General features: G+C 42.1%; 13 protein-coding genes. 8 read left to right on the top strand and 5 right to left on the bottom strand.

All coding sequences use genetic code 11. The features are described 5' to 3' along the window. Positions 1-192: 192 nt before the first annotated feature. Positions 193-1479, bottom strand: a complete 1287-nt coding sequence (locus RGB74_RS00930; protein WP_310761120.1) for an amidohydrolase — start codon at positions 1477-1479, stop codon at positions 193-195. A 90-nt stretch (positions 1480-1569) separates the two neighbouring features. Here RGB74_RS00930 and RGB74_RS00925 point away from each other — a divergent pair, with 90 nt between their 5' ends. Next, the gene (locus tag RGB74_RS00925; protein WP_396136084.1) at positions 1570-3675 is read left to right on the top strand and encodes a transglycosylase domain-containing protein; all 2106 of its coding nucleotides are present in this window, start codon (positions 1570-1572) and stop codon (positions 3673-3675) included. 386 nt (positions 3676-4061) lie between these two features. Here the strand turns inward: RGB74_RS00925 and RGB74_RS00920 are convergent, their stop codons facing one another. Continuing rightward, the gene (locus RGB74_RS00920; RefSeq protein ID WP_310761118.1) at positions 4062-4604 is read right to left on the bottom strand and encodes a YwhD family protein; all 543 of its coding nucleotides are present in this window, start codon (positions 4602-4604) and stop codon (positions 4062-4064) included. Positions 4605-4996: 392 nt separating this feature from the next. Here RGB74_RS00920 and RGB74_RS00915 point away from each other — a divergent pair, with 392 nt between their 5' ends. The 4 genes from RGB74_RS00915 to RGB74_RS00900 all read left to right on the top strand — a co-directional run bounded on the left by RGB74_RS00915 (position 4997) and on the right by RGB74_RS00900 (position 7588). Further along, positions 4997-6310, top strand: coding sequence for an NCS2 family permease (locus RGB74_RS00915; protein WP_310761117.1), 1314 nt, complete (start codon positions 4997-4999; stop codon positions 6308-6310). A 99-nt stretch (positions 6311-6409) separates the two neighbouring features. Continuing rightward, entirely contained in the window at positions 6410-6733 is a 324-nt protein-coding gene (locus RGB74_RS00910) for an ArsR/SmtB family transcription factor (RefSeq protein WP_310761116.1), read from the top strand. Then, a complete protein-coding gene (locus RGB74_RS00905; protein WP_310761115.1) occupies positions 6717-7169 on the top strand; it encodes an SRPBCC family protein in 453 nt (150 codons plus the stop codon). Before RGB74_RS00910 ends, RGB74_RS00905 begins: the two co-directional genes overlap by 17 nt. Before the next feature lie 23 nt (positions 7170-7192). Further along, positions 7193-7588 (top strand): SRPBCC domain-containing protein, encoded by a 396-nt coding sequence (locus RGB74_RS00900; RefSeq protein ID WP_310761114.1) that lies wholly within the window; start codon positions 7193-7195, stop codon positions 7586-7588. A gap of 65 nt (positions 7589-7653) precedes the next feature. Here RGB74_RS00900 and RGB74_RS00895 read toward each other — a convergent pair whose 3' ends face one another. After that, positions 7654-8094: an immunoglobulin-like domain-containing protein gene (locus tag RGB74_RS00895; protein ID WP_310761113.1), complete on the bottom strand. Its 441-nt coding sequence runs from the start codon at positions 8092-8094 to the stop codon at positions 7654-7656. Positions 8095-8205: 111 nt separating this feature from the next. On the opposite strand from RGB74_RS00895, the gene RGB74_RS00890 reads away from it, so the two are divergent. Next, positions 8206-8415, top strand: a complete 210-nt coding sequence (locus RGB74_RS00890) for a hypothetical protein (protein ID WP_310761112.1) — start codon at positions 8206-8208, stop codon at positions 8413-8415. A 53-nt stretch (positions 8416-8468) separates the two neighbouring features. Here the strand turns inward: RGB74_RS00890 and RGB74_RS00885 are convergent, their stop codons facing one another. Then, positions 8469-8894 carry a YwgA family protein gene (locus RGB74_RS00885; protein ID WP_396136083.1) on the bottom strand — a complete coding sequence of 142 codons (426 nt, stop codon included), beginning with the start codon at positions 8892-8894 and terminating at the stop codon, positions 8469-8471. A 434-nt stretch (positions 8895-9328) separates the two neighbouring features. Continuing rightward, positions 9329-10612 carry an HD domain-containing protein gene (locus RGB74_RS00880; protein ID WP_310761110.1) on the bottom strand — a complete coding sequence of 428 codons (1284 nt, stop codon included), beginning with the start codon at positions 10610-10612 and terminating at the stop codon, positions 9329-9331. A gap of 312 nt (positions 10613-10924) precedes the next feature. On the opposite strand from RGB74_RS00880, the gene RGB74_RS00875 reads away from it, so the two are divergent. After that, entirely contained in the window at positions 10925-11725 is an 801-nt protein-coding gene (locus tag RGB74_RS00875) for a class I SAM-dependent methyltransferase (RefSeq protein WP_310761109.1), read from the top strand. Continuing rightward, positions 11722-12561, top strand: coding sequence for an octanoyl-[GcvH]:protein N-octanoyltransferase (locus RGB74_RS00870; RefSeq protein WP_396136082.1), 840 nt, complete (start codon positions 11722-11724; stop codon positions 12559-12561). Before RGB74_RS00875 ends, RGB74_RS00870 begins: the two co-directional genes overlap by 4 nt. Positions 12562-12830: the final 269 nt, after the last annotated feature.

Raw genomic sequence — 12830 nt, 5'->3', positions numbered from 1 at the left:
TACTGTCCTTACGTCTAAAAATAAATAGGCCTCTGTCATACTCGTAAAGGCGCCCTTAGTCTACTACAGGCTATGCGGTCTGCTTTTCCGGCTCGTGTGTCTTCTGGCGCAAAAATGCCCGTGTTTTTATGCACGGGCGTTTTCTTTTTTAAAATTGTCTGTTTTCACATACTAAAAAGATGGATTCTTGAATTAAGCCCTCGCTAGCAGCTGTTTCGTACGCTCTTTCGCTTCTGCCATCACTTTCTCTTCATCAATCGTTGTCAGTTCACGGCCGCGCATGACGATTTTACCATCAATGATAACCGTATCCACATCTTGTCCCGTTGCCGAGTAAACAAGCAAGTTCACAGGTTCATGGCTAGGCGTTAAATGCAGTTTATTCATATCTATCAAGATGATATCTGCTTTTTTCCCGATCGTTAACGAACCGACGTCTTCCCCAATCCCTAAAATATCTGCGCCGTTTTGTGTTGCCATTGTCAGCACATCATGTGCACTTAAACTAGCAGCATCTTCATACTTCAGCTTTTGGAACCAACTCGCCGCTTTCATCTCGAAAAATAGATCAAGAGAGCTTGCACTGGCAGGTCCGTCCGTTCCTAGACCTACTTTCACACCTGCATCTACTAACCTCTTAACATCGCTTATCCCACAGCCTAATTTGGCGTTGCTCACCGGGTTATGAATGATCCCGCCTTTTATTTTCTCTAACGTTTTGAAATCATCGTCATTAAAATGAACCCCATGAGCGAGCAATACCCGGCGCCCAAAAACGCCTGCGCTCTCCAAATACTCTACAGGTCTCATCTTATATTTTTCTAAAATCATGCGTTCTTCATCTTTCGTTTCAGCGAGATGAATGTGCATCGGAACCTCTTTCGCTTCAGAAAGCTTCACCGCTGCTTTTAAAAAGTCAGGTGGACACATATACGGGGAATGAGGCGCGATCATTGTTGTAATACGTCCGTTTCCTTTTCCGTGCCAGCGATCGATCACATCCGCTGCTTCTTTCAAGCGACCTTCATAATCGTCATCCATCGCGATCAACCCTCTTGCAATAACCGCACGGATTCCTGACACTGCTGCCGCTTCAGCCACTTGGTCCATACCTATGTACATATCCGCGTAAGACGTCGTTCCGCTTTTGATCATTTCAGCCATTGAAATCATAGCACCAGAGTAGCGGTCCTCATCGTTCATCTTCATTTCAAGCGGAAGCATTTTTTCGTTCAGCCATGTCATAAGAGGAACGTCATCACTAAAACAGCGCAGCAGTGACATTGGCGTGTGCTGGTGCCCGTTCACGAGTCCTGGTAACGCCAGCATCCCTTTACCGTCCACCGTCTCTTCCGGCTCATCATAAGAAAAATCTCCAATGTTCTCGATCCGATTTTCACGAACCAATATATCTCCAGACTTCACTTGCCACTTTCCGTTTTCACCGATCTTCATATATTGAATGTTTTGTATAAGCATTACCGTACCTCCTGTCTACCTGCCATTATAGCATTTCGTTTCTTGATTACGTTTAAGAGCCGCACTTTTTCACCATACTATCTAATAAAAATGGCTAATAAAAAACGTTCGGATTATAAGGAGGGTCGGAAGGTGAAGTTTTGGCAGATTATTAAAGAAGCGACAAAAGAACAAAAAATACGCTGGATTAAAAAATGGGGTGCCATCACCTTTGGAAGTTTTGTTTTAGGTTTCATAGGATTGCTGATGCTGGCTAAACTGATGGGTCCCCCAGAACTGCTCGTTCCGCAGACAACGACCCTTTATGCAGCAGACGGTTCGAAAATCGGTGAGATCAACAACAAAGCCCAAAACCGGTATTGGGTTCCCCTGAAAAAAATAGATAAAGATGTAATAGACGCAACCATTTCCATCGAGGATAAAAGCTTCCGCAAGCACCATGGTTTTGATCCGAAAAGAATCGCAGGAGCTCTATTAGCGGATATAAAAGCTGGAGCTAAAGTGCAAGGTGCGAGCACGATCACTCAGCAATATGCACGGAATCTTTTTTTAACGCACGAAAAAACGTGGCGAAGAAAATTTCAAGAAGCCTTTTACACGATGCGTCTGGAGATGAGTTATTCGAAGGATGAGATTTTAGAAGGCTATTTAAATACGATTTATTACGGTCATGGTTCTTATGGAATCCAGTCCGCTGCACGCTATTATTACGGGAAAAACGCCGATGACCTGACGCTTGCTGAAGCAACGATGCTCACTGGCATCCCGAAAGGTCCGAGTTACTACTCTCCTATTTATAATGAAGATCATGCAAAAAAGAGACAAGACATCATCTTAACATCCATGGCGGAAGACGGATTGATAAAAAAAGAGGCTGTCGTTCAAGCTGAAAATGAAAAATTGAACTATGTACGAGAAGAAGATGAAAAAGTCATCGCGGTTGCTCCTTATTTTCAGGACGCTGTCATGCGCACATTGAAAAGCGAGCTCAACATCAACGCCAATTCCATTCAATTCGGCGGACTGAACATTTACACAACATTGGATCCAAACATGCAGGAAGTTGCCGAACATACTGTCGAAAACCGAATTATCGATAATGAAAAAATCCAAACCGCACTCGTTGCGATGGATCCGCGAAATGGAAACGTGAAGGCTCTCATTGGGGGAAGAGATTTTGAGAAAAGCTCGTTCAACCGGGCGATTCAAGCGAAACGTGCTCCCGGTTCAACATTTAAGCCTTTTCTTTATTACACAGCATTAGAACATGGCTACACACCGTCGACACCTATCAAATCAGAACCAACAACGTTCGCGATGGCAGACGGGGTAACAGAATACAAACCGAAAAACTTCAAAAACCGCTACGCCAACGATTTTATTACGATGGCTCAAGCGCTCGCTTTATCCGATAACATTTATGCGGTAAAAACAAATCTATATTTAGGACCTGAGAAACTCGTCAAAACCGCCAAAAAATTCGGCATAAAAAGTCCGCTCGCAAGCATTCCTTCCCTAGCCCTCGGATCAAAAAGTGTAGGTGTGATGGAATTGACGAGTGCATACGGTGTTTTTGCCAATGGCGGAAAGAAAGTCGACCCTGTATTTATAACGAAGATCACCGACTCGAAAGGAAAAGTTCTTTATAAAAAGGACTACAAAAGCGAGCAAGTGATCGATGAAAATAAAGCGTTCGTGATGACCGACCTGTTAACGGGAACATTCGATGAAAAGCTGAACGACTATACGAGTGTAACTGGTTCCAGCATTAATCAATATTTAACGCGGCCGATGGCTGGAAAATCAGGATCGACTCCGTCCGACAGCTGGATGGTCGGCTACACCCCTCAGCTCGTAACAGGCGTTTGGGTCGGATACGATGAAAGCAAAGAGCTTCATGATATTAATGACACGGGCTACTCCAAGCGAATCTGGGCGTATTTTATGGAAGGAGCATTAAAAAACAAACAAATTCTCTCCTTTCACCAGCCAGAAGGAGTCGTTGCGGTCACGATTGATCCGCAGGACGGAAAGCTTGCAACCGAAAGCTGTCCGGTTACTCGCATCTCTTATTACGAAAAAGGAACAGAACCCATCGAATATTGTGACGAACATGGCATTTCAAAGAAAGTAAATGAAAAATTGGAGAAAACTGAAGAGAAAAAAGGATTTTTCAAACGGATTTTCTCTTGGTAAGCTGAAAACCCCTGCCATTTGCTGATCGGCAGGGGTTTTTTATTATGATGAAAGCTTGATTTTTATGTAATTCCATGAAAAATGGTGATAAATCCACGTTATTTGCGATAATTCCACGTTTAGAGCCAATATATCCACATTAATTTCCATAATTCCACACTTATCGCCCATATAACCACGAACCGACATGATTCGACAAACGACAAAACCGCCTAACTTCAAACTTCCCGGACAAAATAAAATGCCCGGAAGCTCTATACAAAGCCCCGGGCACTTTATTGTCCTAGCACATTGTGTGTACAATGCTAACCTTAGTTTAATGGAAGTGCTTTCTTGTCACAAGTTTTTTAAAAAATGTTCAAAAAAGGTTCATAACTTTGCCATTTTTATTCCACTAATGACTTGATTTCTTCTCCAGAACGGCTGAACATATCTTCATCATGCTCTTTTAAGAACTCACCGAGAATGCGTCTTGCATGATCGTCCATGTTCTCAACCATCACACGGCCCTTCATGGATTTGTCCATGCGGTTTACGTGTTCTGGCAAACTTTTATAGCCGCGTCGAGCTTCCTTATCGACCTGCATCTCACAAGCTGTCAGTCCAAAATAATAGGGTCCATTAGCTCCGCGGTTGATCGTTACCCAAACTAGCCAATACAATCTTGGGTTTGGTGTATTTTCACGGTTTGGCGTGAACTTCACTCTTTTTTCGACTTCACTTCTTGCATGCATCGCGCCCATATCGATATAAGCAACTGCGTCCTCCACGTCAACAATTACAGGTGTAACATGATCCAGCGTTAAACTTCCGACACCGTAACCGCCATGTCCATCTGTAGAGTCACCGCTGATGATAGTGAATCCCATGCCCTTTTTCTTTTTATCGCCGTCTTTGGCGTTATCATTGGAATTGAAAAAATCTTTCATACTTCCAGCTCCTCTAAACATTCATTATTAACACGTATTGTATCACAAAATGAAAGAATCTCTCAGTAAGATACATTCTAAAAGGGTGGTTCAAAAGCTTTGTTGCTCTTGTAAGTGGTTGATTTCCGTTCTAGGTTGCTCGCTTTCCGCGGGGCAGGCGGTGAGCCACATTCGTACGTTTCACGTATAAGTGTCTCACCTGCCCGCCTGTCCCGCAGGAGTCTCACACCTTACACTCCAATCAACTTGTCATTGGAGTCAAATTACAAAAATGCCCCAGAAGCAGCAATCTTTTAGAAAAAAGCATTCTAAAATAAGGTTGAATATTTTCCTAAAAACGAATATTATATAACTTGTACTCATAAATCGTTCGTATTTCGGAGGTAAACACAATGCTTTCATCCTTTTTTAAGTTAAATGAACTTGGTACAAATGTAAAAACAGAATTAATTGCCGGTCTTACAACATTTTTAACGATGGTCTATATCGTGATTGTAAACCCGATTATTCTTCACTCTGCTGGTGTACCATTTGATATCGTATTTATTGCAACAATCATCTCAACCGTAGTTGGGACCCTTTGGATGGCCCTTTTTGCCAATTATCCAATCGCCATTGCACCCGGAATGGGATTAAACGCGTATTTTGCATTTTCGGTCGTTGGAAACCATACAAACATTAACTACCAAACCGCTTTTGGCGCCGTTTTTGTTGCCGGTATCTTATTTGTCATCTTATCATTAACACCTTTCCGTTCTAAACTGATCGAGTCGATCCCGGCTAACCTGAAACACGGAATTACAGCGGGTATCGGACTTTTTATCGCGTTTATCGGAATGCGTTTATCAAAAATTATCGTAGCACATCCGGAAAACTTAGTAGCTCTTGGTGATTTGCATTCCCCAACTGTTATGCTGGCACTTGCAGGTCTTGCCATCACATTGATCTTAATGGCTCTTAACGTTAATGGTGCTTTGTTCTTCGGCATGATCATTACGGGAGCAATCGCATACTTTACTGGAATCCTGGAATTTCATAAAATCGTGGCGGCTCCAAAAATGCCGACTGAATTTTTTATTTTTGGTGATCCGATTGCTGCCTTTGCAGACGTGTTCCACTATGGATTATACGCTGTTGTCTTCTCATTCTTGCTAGTCACGATCTTTGACACAACTGGAACGATGGTCGGTGTTGCCGAACAAGCCGGTTTGATGAAAGGAAACAAAATGCCTCGTGCACGACAGGCCCTTCTCGCTGACTCTATTGCAACGACAGTCGGTGCTGCTTTCGGGACAAGCCCGACAAGTGCATACATCGAATCTTCATCAGGTGTAGCTGCAGGCGGACGTTCAGGATTAACTTCCGTTGTTGTTGCCCTATTGTTTGTCGTCTCAGCCTTTTTCGCACCGCTCGTAGGTACGATCTCTGACCTTGCTGCGATTACAGCTCCAACTTTAATCATCGTTGGAAGCTTAATGCTTGGTTCACTTAGCAAAATCAACTGGAACGAGTTAGACGAGGCGTTCCCAGCTTTCTTAATTATTTTAACGATGCCACTCACATCCAGTATCGCGACTGGAATCGCGCTTGGATTCATTTCTTATCCAATTTTAAAAATCGTAAAAGGCAAATGGCGTGAAGTTCCATTCTTAGTGTACTTGTTTGCTGTATTATTCTTATATCAATTAGCGTTCTTACCGCACTAATTCCAAACTGCCCTAAGGAGACTCCTCTCTTTTGGGCAATTTTTTTGAAGTTTTTTAAATTAAGTTGACACTTAATTAAGTGAATGCTAAATTAATACCATGATAGAAAAAATAATTGCATCCTTATCCGTTCCCAGCCGCAGGGAAATATTAAATCTTTTACGTAATGGTGAACGAACATCAACATCTATTGCAGAGCATTTCGACATATCGGCTCCTGCGATCTCCCAGCATTTAAAAGTACTTGAGAGTTCTGGACTGGTCTCTGTTCGAAAATCAGGTACTAAGCGCTATTACAGAATAAGAAAGGAAGGGTTCAAGGATTTAAAAGAATTTGTGGACCAATTTTGGGATGATAGCTTATTGCGCTTAAAAGAAGCCGCAGAAGAGGAGGAAAGAAGAAATAATGAACGGAGATACTAGCAGACTTACAAAAGAAATTTTTATCGAATGTTCACCCAAAACATTATTCTTTTTCTTTATTGAGCCGGATAAAATGGTTCGCTGGATTGGCCAATATGTAATGTTGGAACCGAAGATAGGCGGCAAATATCGGATTGACATCGACGGAAAAAATATCGCATTAGGAGAATATAAAGAAATTAACCCCTATGAAAAAGTAGTCTTAACCTGGGGTTGGGAAGGATTAGAAGTAATGCCCCCAGGATCGAGTACGGTTGAATTTATATTAACCCCTCAAGATAACGGAACGTTGCTTACTTTAAATCATATAGATCTCCCAGTAGAAAAAATGACATCCAATGACCAAGGATGGACTCATTATATGTCCAGACTTCAACGTCTAGCAGAGGGTGAAGATGTTGGCGCCGATCCATGGTCTACACGCAATAAATCGTAACAATATAAACAGGAGGTACTAATATGTCTACAAAAATACAGCAAGAGATCGTATTTGAAACAAGCCGTGATCGTGTTTATCAGGCTCTATTAAACGAACAGCAATTCAGTAAAATGTCTGGAGGCGCACCAACATCCATTGTCGCTGAAGAAGGTGGCAGTTTTTCATGTTTTGGAGGTATGATTTTAGGAAGAACGATTGAACTTGTTCCTAATGAACGTATCGTACAAGCTTGGCGTGCAGCGAACTGGGAACCTGGCGTTTATTCAATCGTCACTTTCGAGTTGAATGAGAGAGGTAACCAAACACTTCTTAAATTCACCCATTCAGGTTTTCCAGAAGGACAAGATAAGCATTTAGCAGCAGGTTGGCATGAGAATTATTGGAATCCGCTTCAAACTCTTTTATCAAAATCTTGATAGAAATAGAATTAAAGATGAAAGACCGGACACCCCGTGTCAAATGGGATGAGCCGGTCTTTTTTTTACTTCTTATCAAACACAACAGCTATATCATGCTTTTTTTCGTCTTCAAAAAAGGTTTTCGTAATGCGGTATGTCCCTGCTTTTTTTTCCTTTAATTCGACGGTCTGTTCATAATCTCCGCCCGCTTTTACTTCGATCATCTGCTCTGTAAACATTTGATCCGCATTCACCTTTTCCCATTTTCCATCTGTCCATTTTTCAATCTTATAAGCGGTTCCTGTACCTACCGTCTTTTCTGAGCCATTTTTCAAGAGCAGCTTCCCTTGATCATCGCTGTCTTCTAGCTTCCATTCAGCTTTAACGCCTGCTTGTTCGGCTGGAATCTCATTTTTCACTTCAAATGACCCGCTATTTTTATCTTCTGTTGACGCAGGTTTATTTCCGCAAGCCGCCAAAAGGACCATTAGACATGATAGGATAATTAACCTTAAATTTTTCATCATGATGCCTCCTTTTGTCATTTAGTCGTAAATTTGTATTCAAAAGTTTCAATTAAGCGCTCGTTTATCTTTGCTAACGAGTGGATATGCTGATAAAAAAGAGGTGTACTCATGAAATTCTGGCTGGCTGTTTATCTCGTTTCGCTCAGTTTACTAGGTCTCGGGATTGGTTTTTATGCAACGAAACTTTATGAAAAGAATATATCCTTAGGATTTATCACTACGCTGTGCGCAATCATCATTCCTTATTCTTTATTCATTTTCAGTGTTTATCTGTATGGACTATACAATCACGGCCACCCGCTGCAGTTTAGATGGTAAACAAAAAACCTGTCCTCTAGCTGGTCTTAATCGCTATCAAACAGGTTTATTTTCTATTGAATTTGGTTTTTCAAGCCGGCAATATAACCGAAAGCCTCTTCCATTTCTTCATCTGTATACTTCTGTTTTGCTTTCACCGTCTGTACTTTTTCTTTAATTTCTTCTTTATCCAGCTTATCAAAATACATAATCGTCGAAACGAGTTCTAAGAAACGTGAAGACTGCTCATTCATCGAACGGACACACGTCCCAAGCATCTCAATTGCGGTTCCATACGTGGAAAGAAGCTTCGATCCTTCTGCGTTTACCTCATAGCGATATTGGTAATAGCCGCTCACCTTTTCTTTCACTTCATGTATGTATCCCATGTTGCAAAGCTCTTCAATCTTCAGCGTCAGCTCTTCTGAATACGGTCCATAAAAGTGGAACTGATACTTTTCTTGAAAAGGAAAATTCAGCTTTTTTGCGATGTACACCATCTTTTGAAGCTTTTTTCGCCCGATCACTTCCCCGGCTTCTTGTATGAGTGTGACAACCTTTAAATGATCCTCAAACACAGCACTTCCCCCTAACATCCTTTTTCGTTCTATTTATTTGGCTTTTTTCGTAAACTTTGGTGTCATTGTAAGCAGTTGATATCTGTTCCAGTTTGCTCGCTTTCCCAGGGGTGTGCGGTGAGCCCACTCGTCGCCTTGCGACATTGAATGGTCTCACCTGTCTATCTACAACGTCTAGCCCCTCGAGGTCAAAAGTTAGATGGTCCTGAAGGCAAAAAGCGCCTTCTTAGCCCATCTCCCTTTTGCTTGTCGGGGCTGTACCAGCCGTTTCCGCTTTTCGAACTGTCACACTAATCCCTAAGGAGTCTCGCAACTTCCTCTCCAATCAACTTAAACATACATGCACGTTAGCCTTTTTATTTATATAAAATGTCTTTAATCTGCTTTTTCAGCGTTTGGTCTTTAATTTTTTCAATTAAATCAAGCGGATAATACAGCTTGTGGTCTGTGCGCCGTTTACCCGAGATCGCTTCCACCACATCAGATTCCCGTGACAGCTCACGAATTTCACCGTTTGGCTTCATCAAATTGATCGGCAATCGTTCTTCTTTCTCACCTGGTCTGTAAAAATCGTACGGCAGATCAGATGATGAATCGATGACTAAATAATATTTCGGGTTAATACCCGCCTGGTCAAAATAACCAGATAACAAATGGCCGTCTGTAAATGAAACCATCTCTGTATATTTAAACAGCTTGCGATTAATAAATCTGTGGCATAAATCTTTTAAAATAGGATCCTCTTCGTCCATCCATGCCTGAAAATAAAAATGAATGGTGCCTTCGTCCAGCGAAATGTAATCTTCTAATGAAACATTTCCTTCAAAGAGTGTTTTAAAATGAGTGATCTCTCTTTTAAACGTGTAGCCTGTTTCGTAAAGCTCTTTCGCCCGATGTAAAATTTTACTCAAAATCACTTCCGCACTTCGCGTAACAGGATGGAAGTAGACTTGCCAGTACATTTGGTAGCGGCTCATAATATAATCCTCAACCGCATGCATACCGCTGGATTTGATCACGACTCCCTCTTCAGTCGGACGCATGACACGCAAAATACGCTCAATATCAAAGTTTCCGTAGCTTACACCTGTAAAATAAGCATCTCGCAGCAAATAATCCATTCTATCCGCATCAATCTGGCTCGAAATCAGACTCACGATCAGCTTGTCCGGATGTGTTTTCGCAATAACTTCCGCAACTTGCTTCGGAAAATCATCTCCCATTTGCATTAGGATCTCATTTACTTCTGTATCGCCCAAAATAATCTCACGGCTGAATTCCTCATGATCGACGCCAAACACTTTTTCAAACGAATGCGAAAAAGGTCCATGTCCCACATCATGAAGGAGTGCAGCAGATAAAACAAGCAATCGCTGCTCGGGATCCCACGTTTGTTTTTCTTGAAAAATATCAATGATTCGCCTTGTAATCTCGTAAACACCAAGAGAATGGCTAAAGCGACTATGCTCTGCTCCATGAAACGTTAAATAGGTCGTACCAAGCTGCCTGATTCTGCGCAGTCTCTGAAATTCCCGTGTGCCGATCAGCCGCCAGATCAGCTCATCTCGAACGTGGATATAGCGGTGAACGGGATCTTTAAACACTTTCTCTTCGTGCATCTTTCCTAATGGTTTAGCCATTGATTTTTTCCCTGCTCCTTCTTACAACATTTATAGGTAAGAGTTCTAGTAAAAAATAAAAATCCCTTCCTCAATCACTTTGCTAAAGAAGGTATTTTCTGCTCGAATTTTGTCATAGATTCTATTAGAGTATACCCATTGTATCGTTTTACTAACTCTTAAAACAACCACTATTTTTTTCTAGCACTTCTCATTTAATATCGGTAAAAAAAGAACAAAATCCACATTTTCTTCCCCTTAAAATTTGGGTTATACTAGATAATGCTTAATACGGAAATGATAGATTTATATAGATTGCAGGAGGAACAAAAGATGGATCAGGAAAGAAGAGAAAGAAATGGACAAGCGTGGAGCAACAGTTCTTACCAGGCATGGGTCAACCGTTTTGGCGCGCCTGAAAAAGCAGTGACCCGCATACAAAAAGATCCAAAACGCCGCTTGCAGCCGCTCGATGCTTATATCGGAGACGTGACGGGTAAAAAGGTCGTAAATTTGCTCGGCTCTCACGGCAGTAAGGCTGTTGCACTGTCATTGCTCGGGGCACATACGACCGTCATCGATATTTCAGAATCAAATGCAGCATATGCACGCGAGCTTGCTGTCGCCGCAAATGTAGACGTCAGATATGTGGTGAATGATATTTTAAATCTGCCAAATGAAGAAATGACCGGCGATTATGATATGGCTTTTATGGAAAACGGAATTCTTCATTATTTCACGGATCTAAATCCCTTTTTCGAAGTGGCAGCAGGATTGCTAAAGCCTGGGGGAAAACTAATTCTTCAAGACTTCCATCCGGTTTCGACTAAGCTCATAGAGTCACAAGGTAAAAGCCAGGCTGTTCGAAAACATAGAGTAGCTGGTGATTATTTTAGCGAAGAGCTAGTTACAATGGATGTCGCCTATTCAAAATTTTTACCTGAGCTGCAATATGCGATTTCAGAGGAACGTGCTCCGTTTCAAGTTCAGATTCGCCAGTGGACGCTTGGTGAAATCATAACGGCAATCGGCAGCCAGAAGTTATGGATCAGGCAGCTCGTCGAAGAACCGCACCCAGATGAGCTCGACCACGGCATCCCGAAATCGTTTATCATCGTTGCGGAGAAATTATAATGACTGCGAATCACTTGCTGCACCAGCCAGTCTGGCGCCTGATCGACCAATCAACGCTCGGTCCAACCTTTGATGCGAGGCAGTCATTTGCGACCGATGATACGTTATGTACATCGATTGGAGGCGGCAGTTCCCCAGCAACAGCACGTACATGGGTGCATCATGATACGATCGTACTCGGCATTCAGGATACCCGCCTTCCTCATTTACTCGACGGAATCCAATTTTTAGAGGAACAGGGCTATCGTGTGATCGTTCGGAACTCTGGCGGACTCGCGGTTGTTTTAGATGAAGGGGTGCTCAATATCTCGTTAATCCTTCCCGAAAAAGAAGGAACAATTGATATTAACCAGGGATACGACACGATGAAAGTACTTGTGGAGCAGCTGCTGGACCCTTATGGAGCAACGTTCGAGGCTTATGAAATTGTGGGGTCTTACTGTCCCGGCAGCTATGATCTTAGTATCGGCGGACAAAAATTTGCTGGCATCTCTCAGCGGCGCATGCGCGGCGGTGTTGCGGTGCAGATCTATTTATGTGTAGACGGGAGCGGTTCACAGCGTGCCACGTTGATCGGTGAATTTTACAAACGCGGGTTAGCTGATGAGACGACGAAGTTTCAATATCCCGAGATTCAGCCTGAAGTAATGGCGAGTCTCGCTGAATTATTAGGAGTTCAGCTGACGGTAGCGGATATTCATGTTCAGCTGATGAACGTCTTGCATAAAAACAGTGAATTATTTTACAGCGGACAGCTTTCTATCGAAGAAAGCGATCTTCTTCCAGCGAATATTAAAAGAATGTGGGATCGGAATGAGAAGGCACTGACTCTATAGGAGGCTGTGTCTTTTTCGTGTGGACACAGTTTCTCCAAAAGAAGATGTTTGTTTAAAAGAGTGCATTTTTTGTTTGAAAGAGGTCCTTTTTTGTTCGATAAACTGCTTTTTTTGTTTAATAAAGGTCAATTTTTGTTTGATTCTTTTAAAATGTGTATTTCTCAAAAAGAATGCCCAATCTTGATAGATGGAAGATTGACCCTCCTTCTTCTTTCACACAAAAAAACCAGCTCAATTGACAGAGCTGGTTCTCATTTTCCAATTTTATA

The organism is Bacillus sp. NEB1478 (assembly GCF_031582965.1).
Lineage (GTDB): Bacteria > Bacillota > Bacilli > Bacillales > Fictibacillaceae > Fictibacillus.
Note: the sequence above shows the minus strand (reverse complement) of the source record. Positions and strands in the feature narration are given on the sequence as shown.

What these genes read in the sequence shown, in the direction of transcription:
- RGB74_RS00930 (WP_310761120.1), bottom strand. Translation starts at nt 1,479, where the DNA reads ATGCTTATACAAAACATTCAATATATGAAGATCGGTGAAAACGGAAAG.
- RGB74_RS00925 (WP_396136084.1), top strand. Translation starts at nt 1,570, where the DNA reads ATGGCTAATAAAAAACGTTCGGATTATAAGGAGGGTCGGAAGGTGAAG.
- RGB74_RS00920 (WP_310761118.1), bottom strand. Translation starts at nt 4,604, where the DNA reads ATGAAAGATTTTTTCAATTCCAATGATAACGCCAAAGACGGCGATAAA.
- RGB74_RS00915 (WP_310761117.1), top strand. Translation starts at nt 4,997, where the DNA reads ATGCTTTCATCCTTTTTTAAGTTAAATGAACTTGGTACAAATGTAAAA.
- RGB74_RS00910 (WP_310761116.1), top strand. Translation starts at nt 6,410, where the DNA reads ATGATAGAAAAAATAATTGCATCCTTATCCGTTCCCAGCCGCAGGGAA.
- RGB74_RS00905 (WP_310761115.1), top strand. Translation starts at nt 6,717, where the DNA reads ATGAACGGAGATACTAGCAGACTTACAAAAGAAATTTTTATCGAATGT.
- RGB74_RS00900 (WP_310761114.1), top strand. Translation starts at nt 7,193, where the DNA reads ATGTCTACAAAAATACAGCAAGAGATCGTATTTGAAACAAGCCGTGAT.
- RGB74_RS00895 (WP_310761113.1), bottom strand. Translation starts at nt 8,094, where the DNA reads ATGAAAAATTTAAGGTTAATTATCCTATCATGTCTAATGGTCCTTTTG.
- RGB74_RS00890 (WP_310761112.1), top strand. Translation starts at nt 8,206, where the DNA reads ATGAAATTCTGGCTGGCTGTTTATCTCGTTTCGCTCAGTTTACTAGGT.
- RGB74_RS00885 (WP_396136083.1), bottom strand. Translation starts at nt 8,894, where the DNA reads ATGGTGTACATCGCAAAAAAGCTGAATTTTCCTTTTCAAGAAAAGTAT.
- RGB74_RS00880 (WP_310761110.1), bottom strand. Translation starts at nt 10,612, where the DNA reads ATGGCTAAACCATTAGGAAAGATGCACGAAGAGAAAGTGTTTAAAGAT.
- RGB74_RS00875 (WP_310761109.1), top strand. Translation starts at nt 10,925, where the DNA reads ATGGATCAGGAAAGAAGAGAAAGAAATGGACAAGCGTGGAGCAACAGT.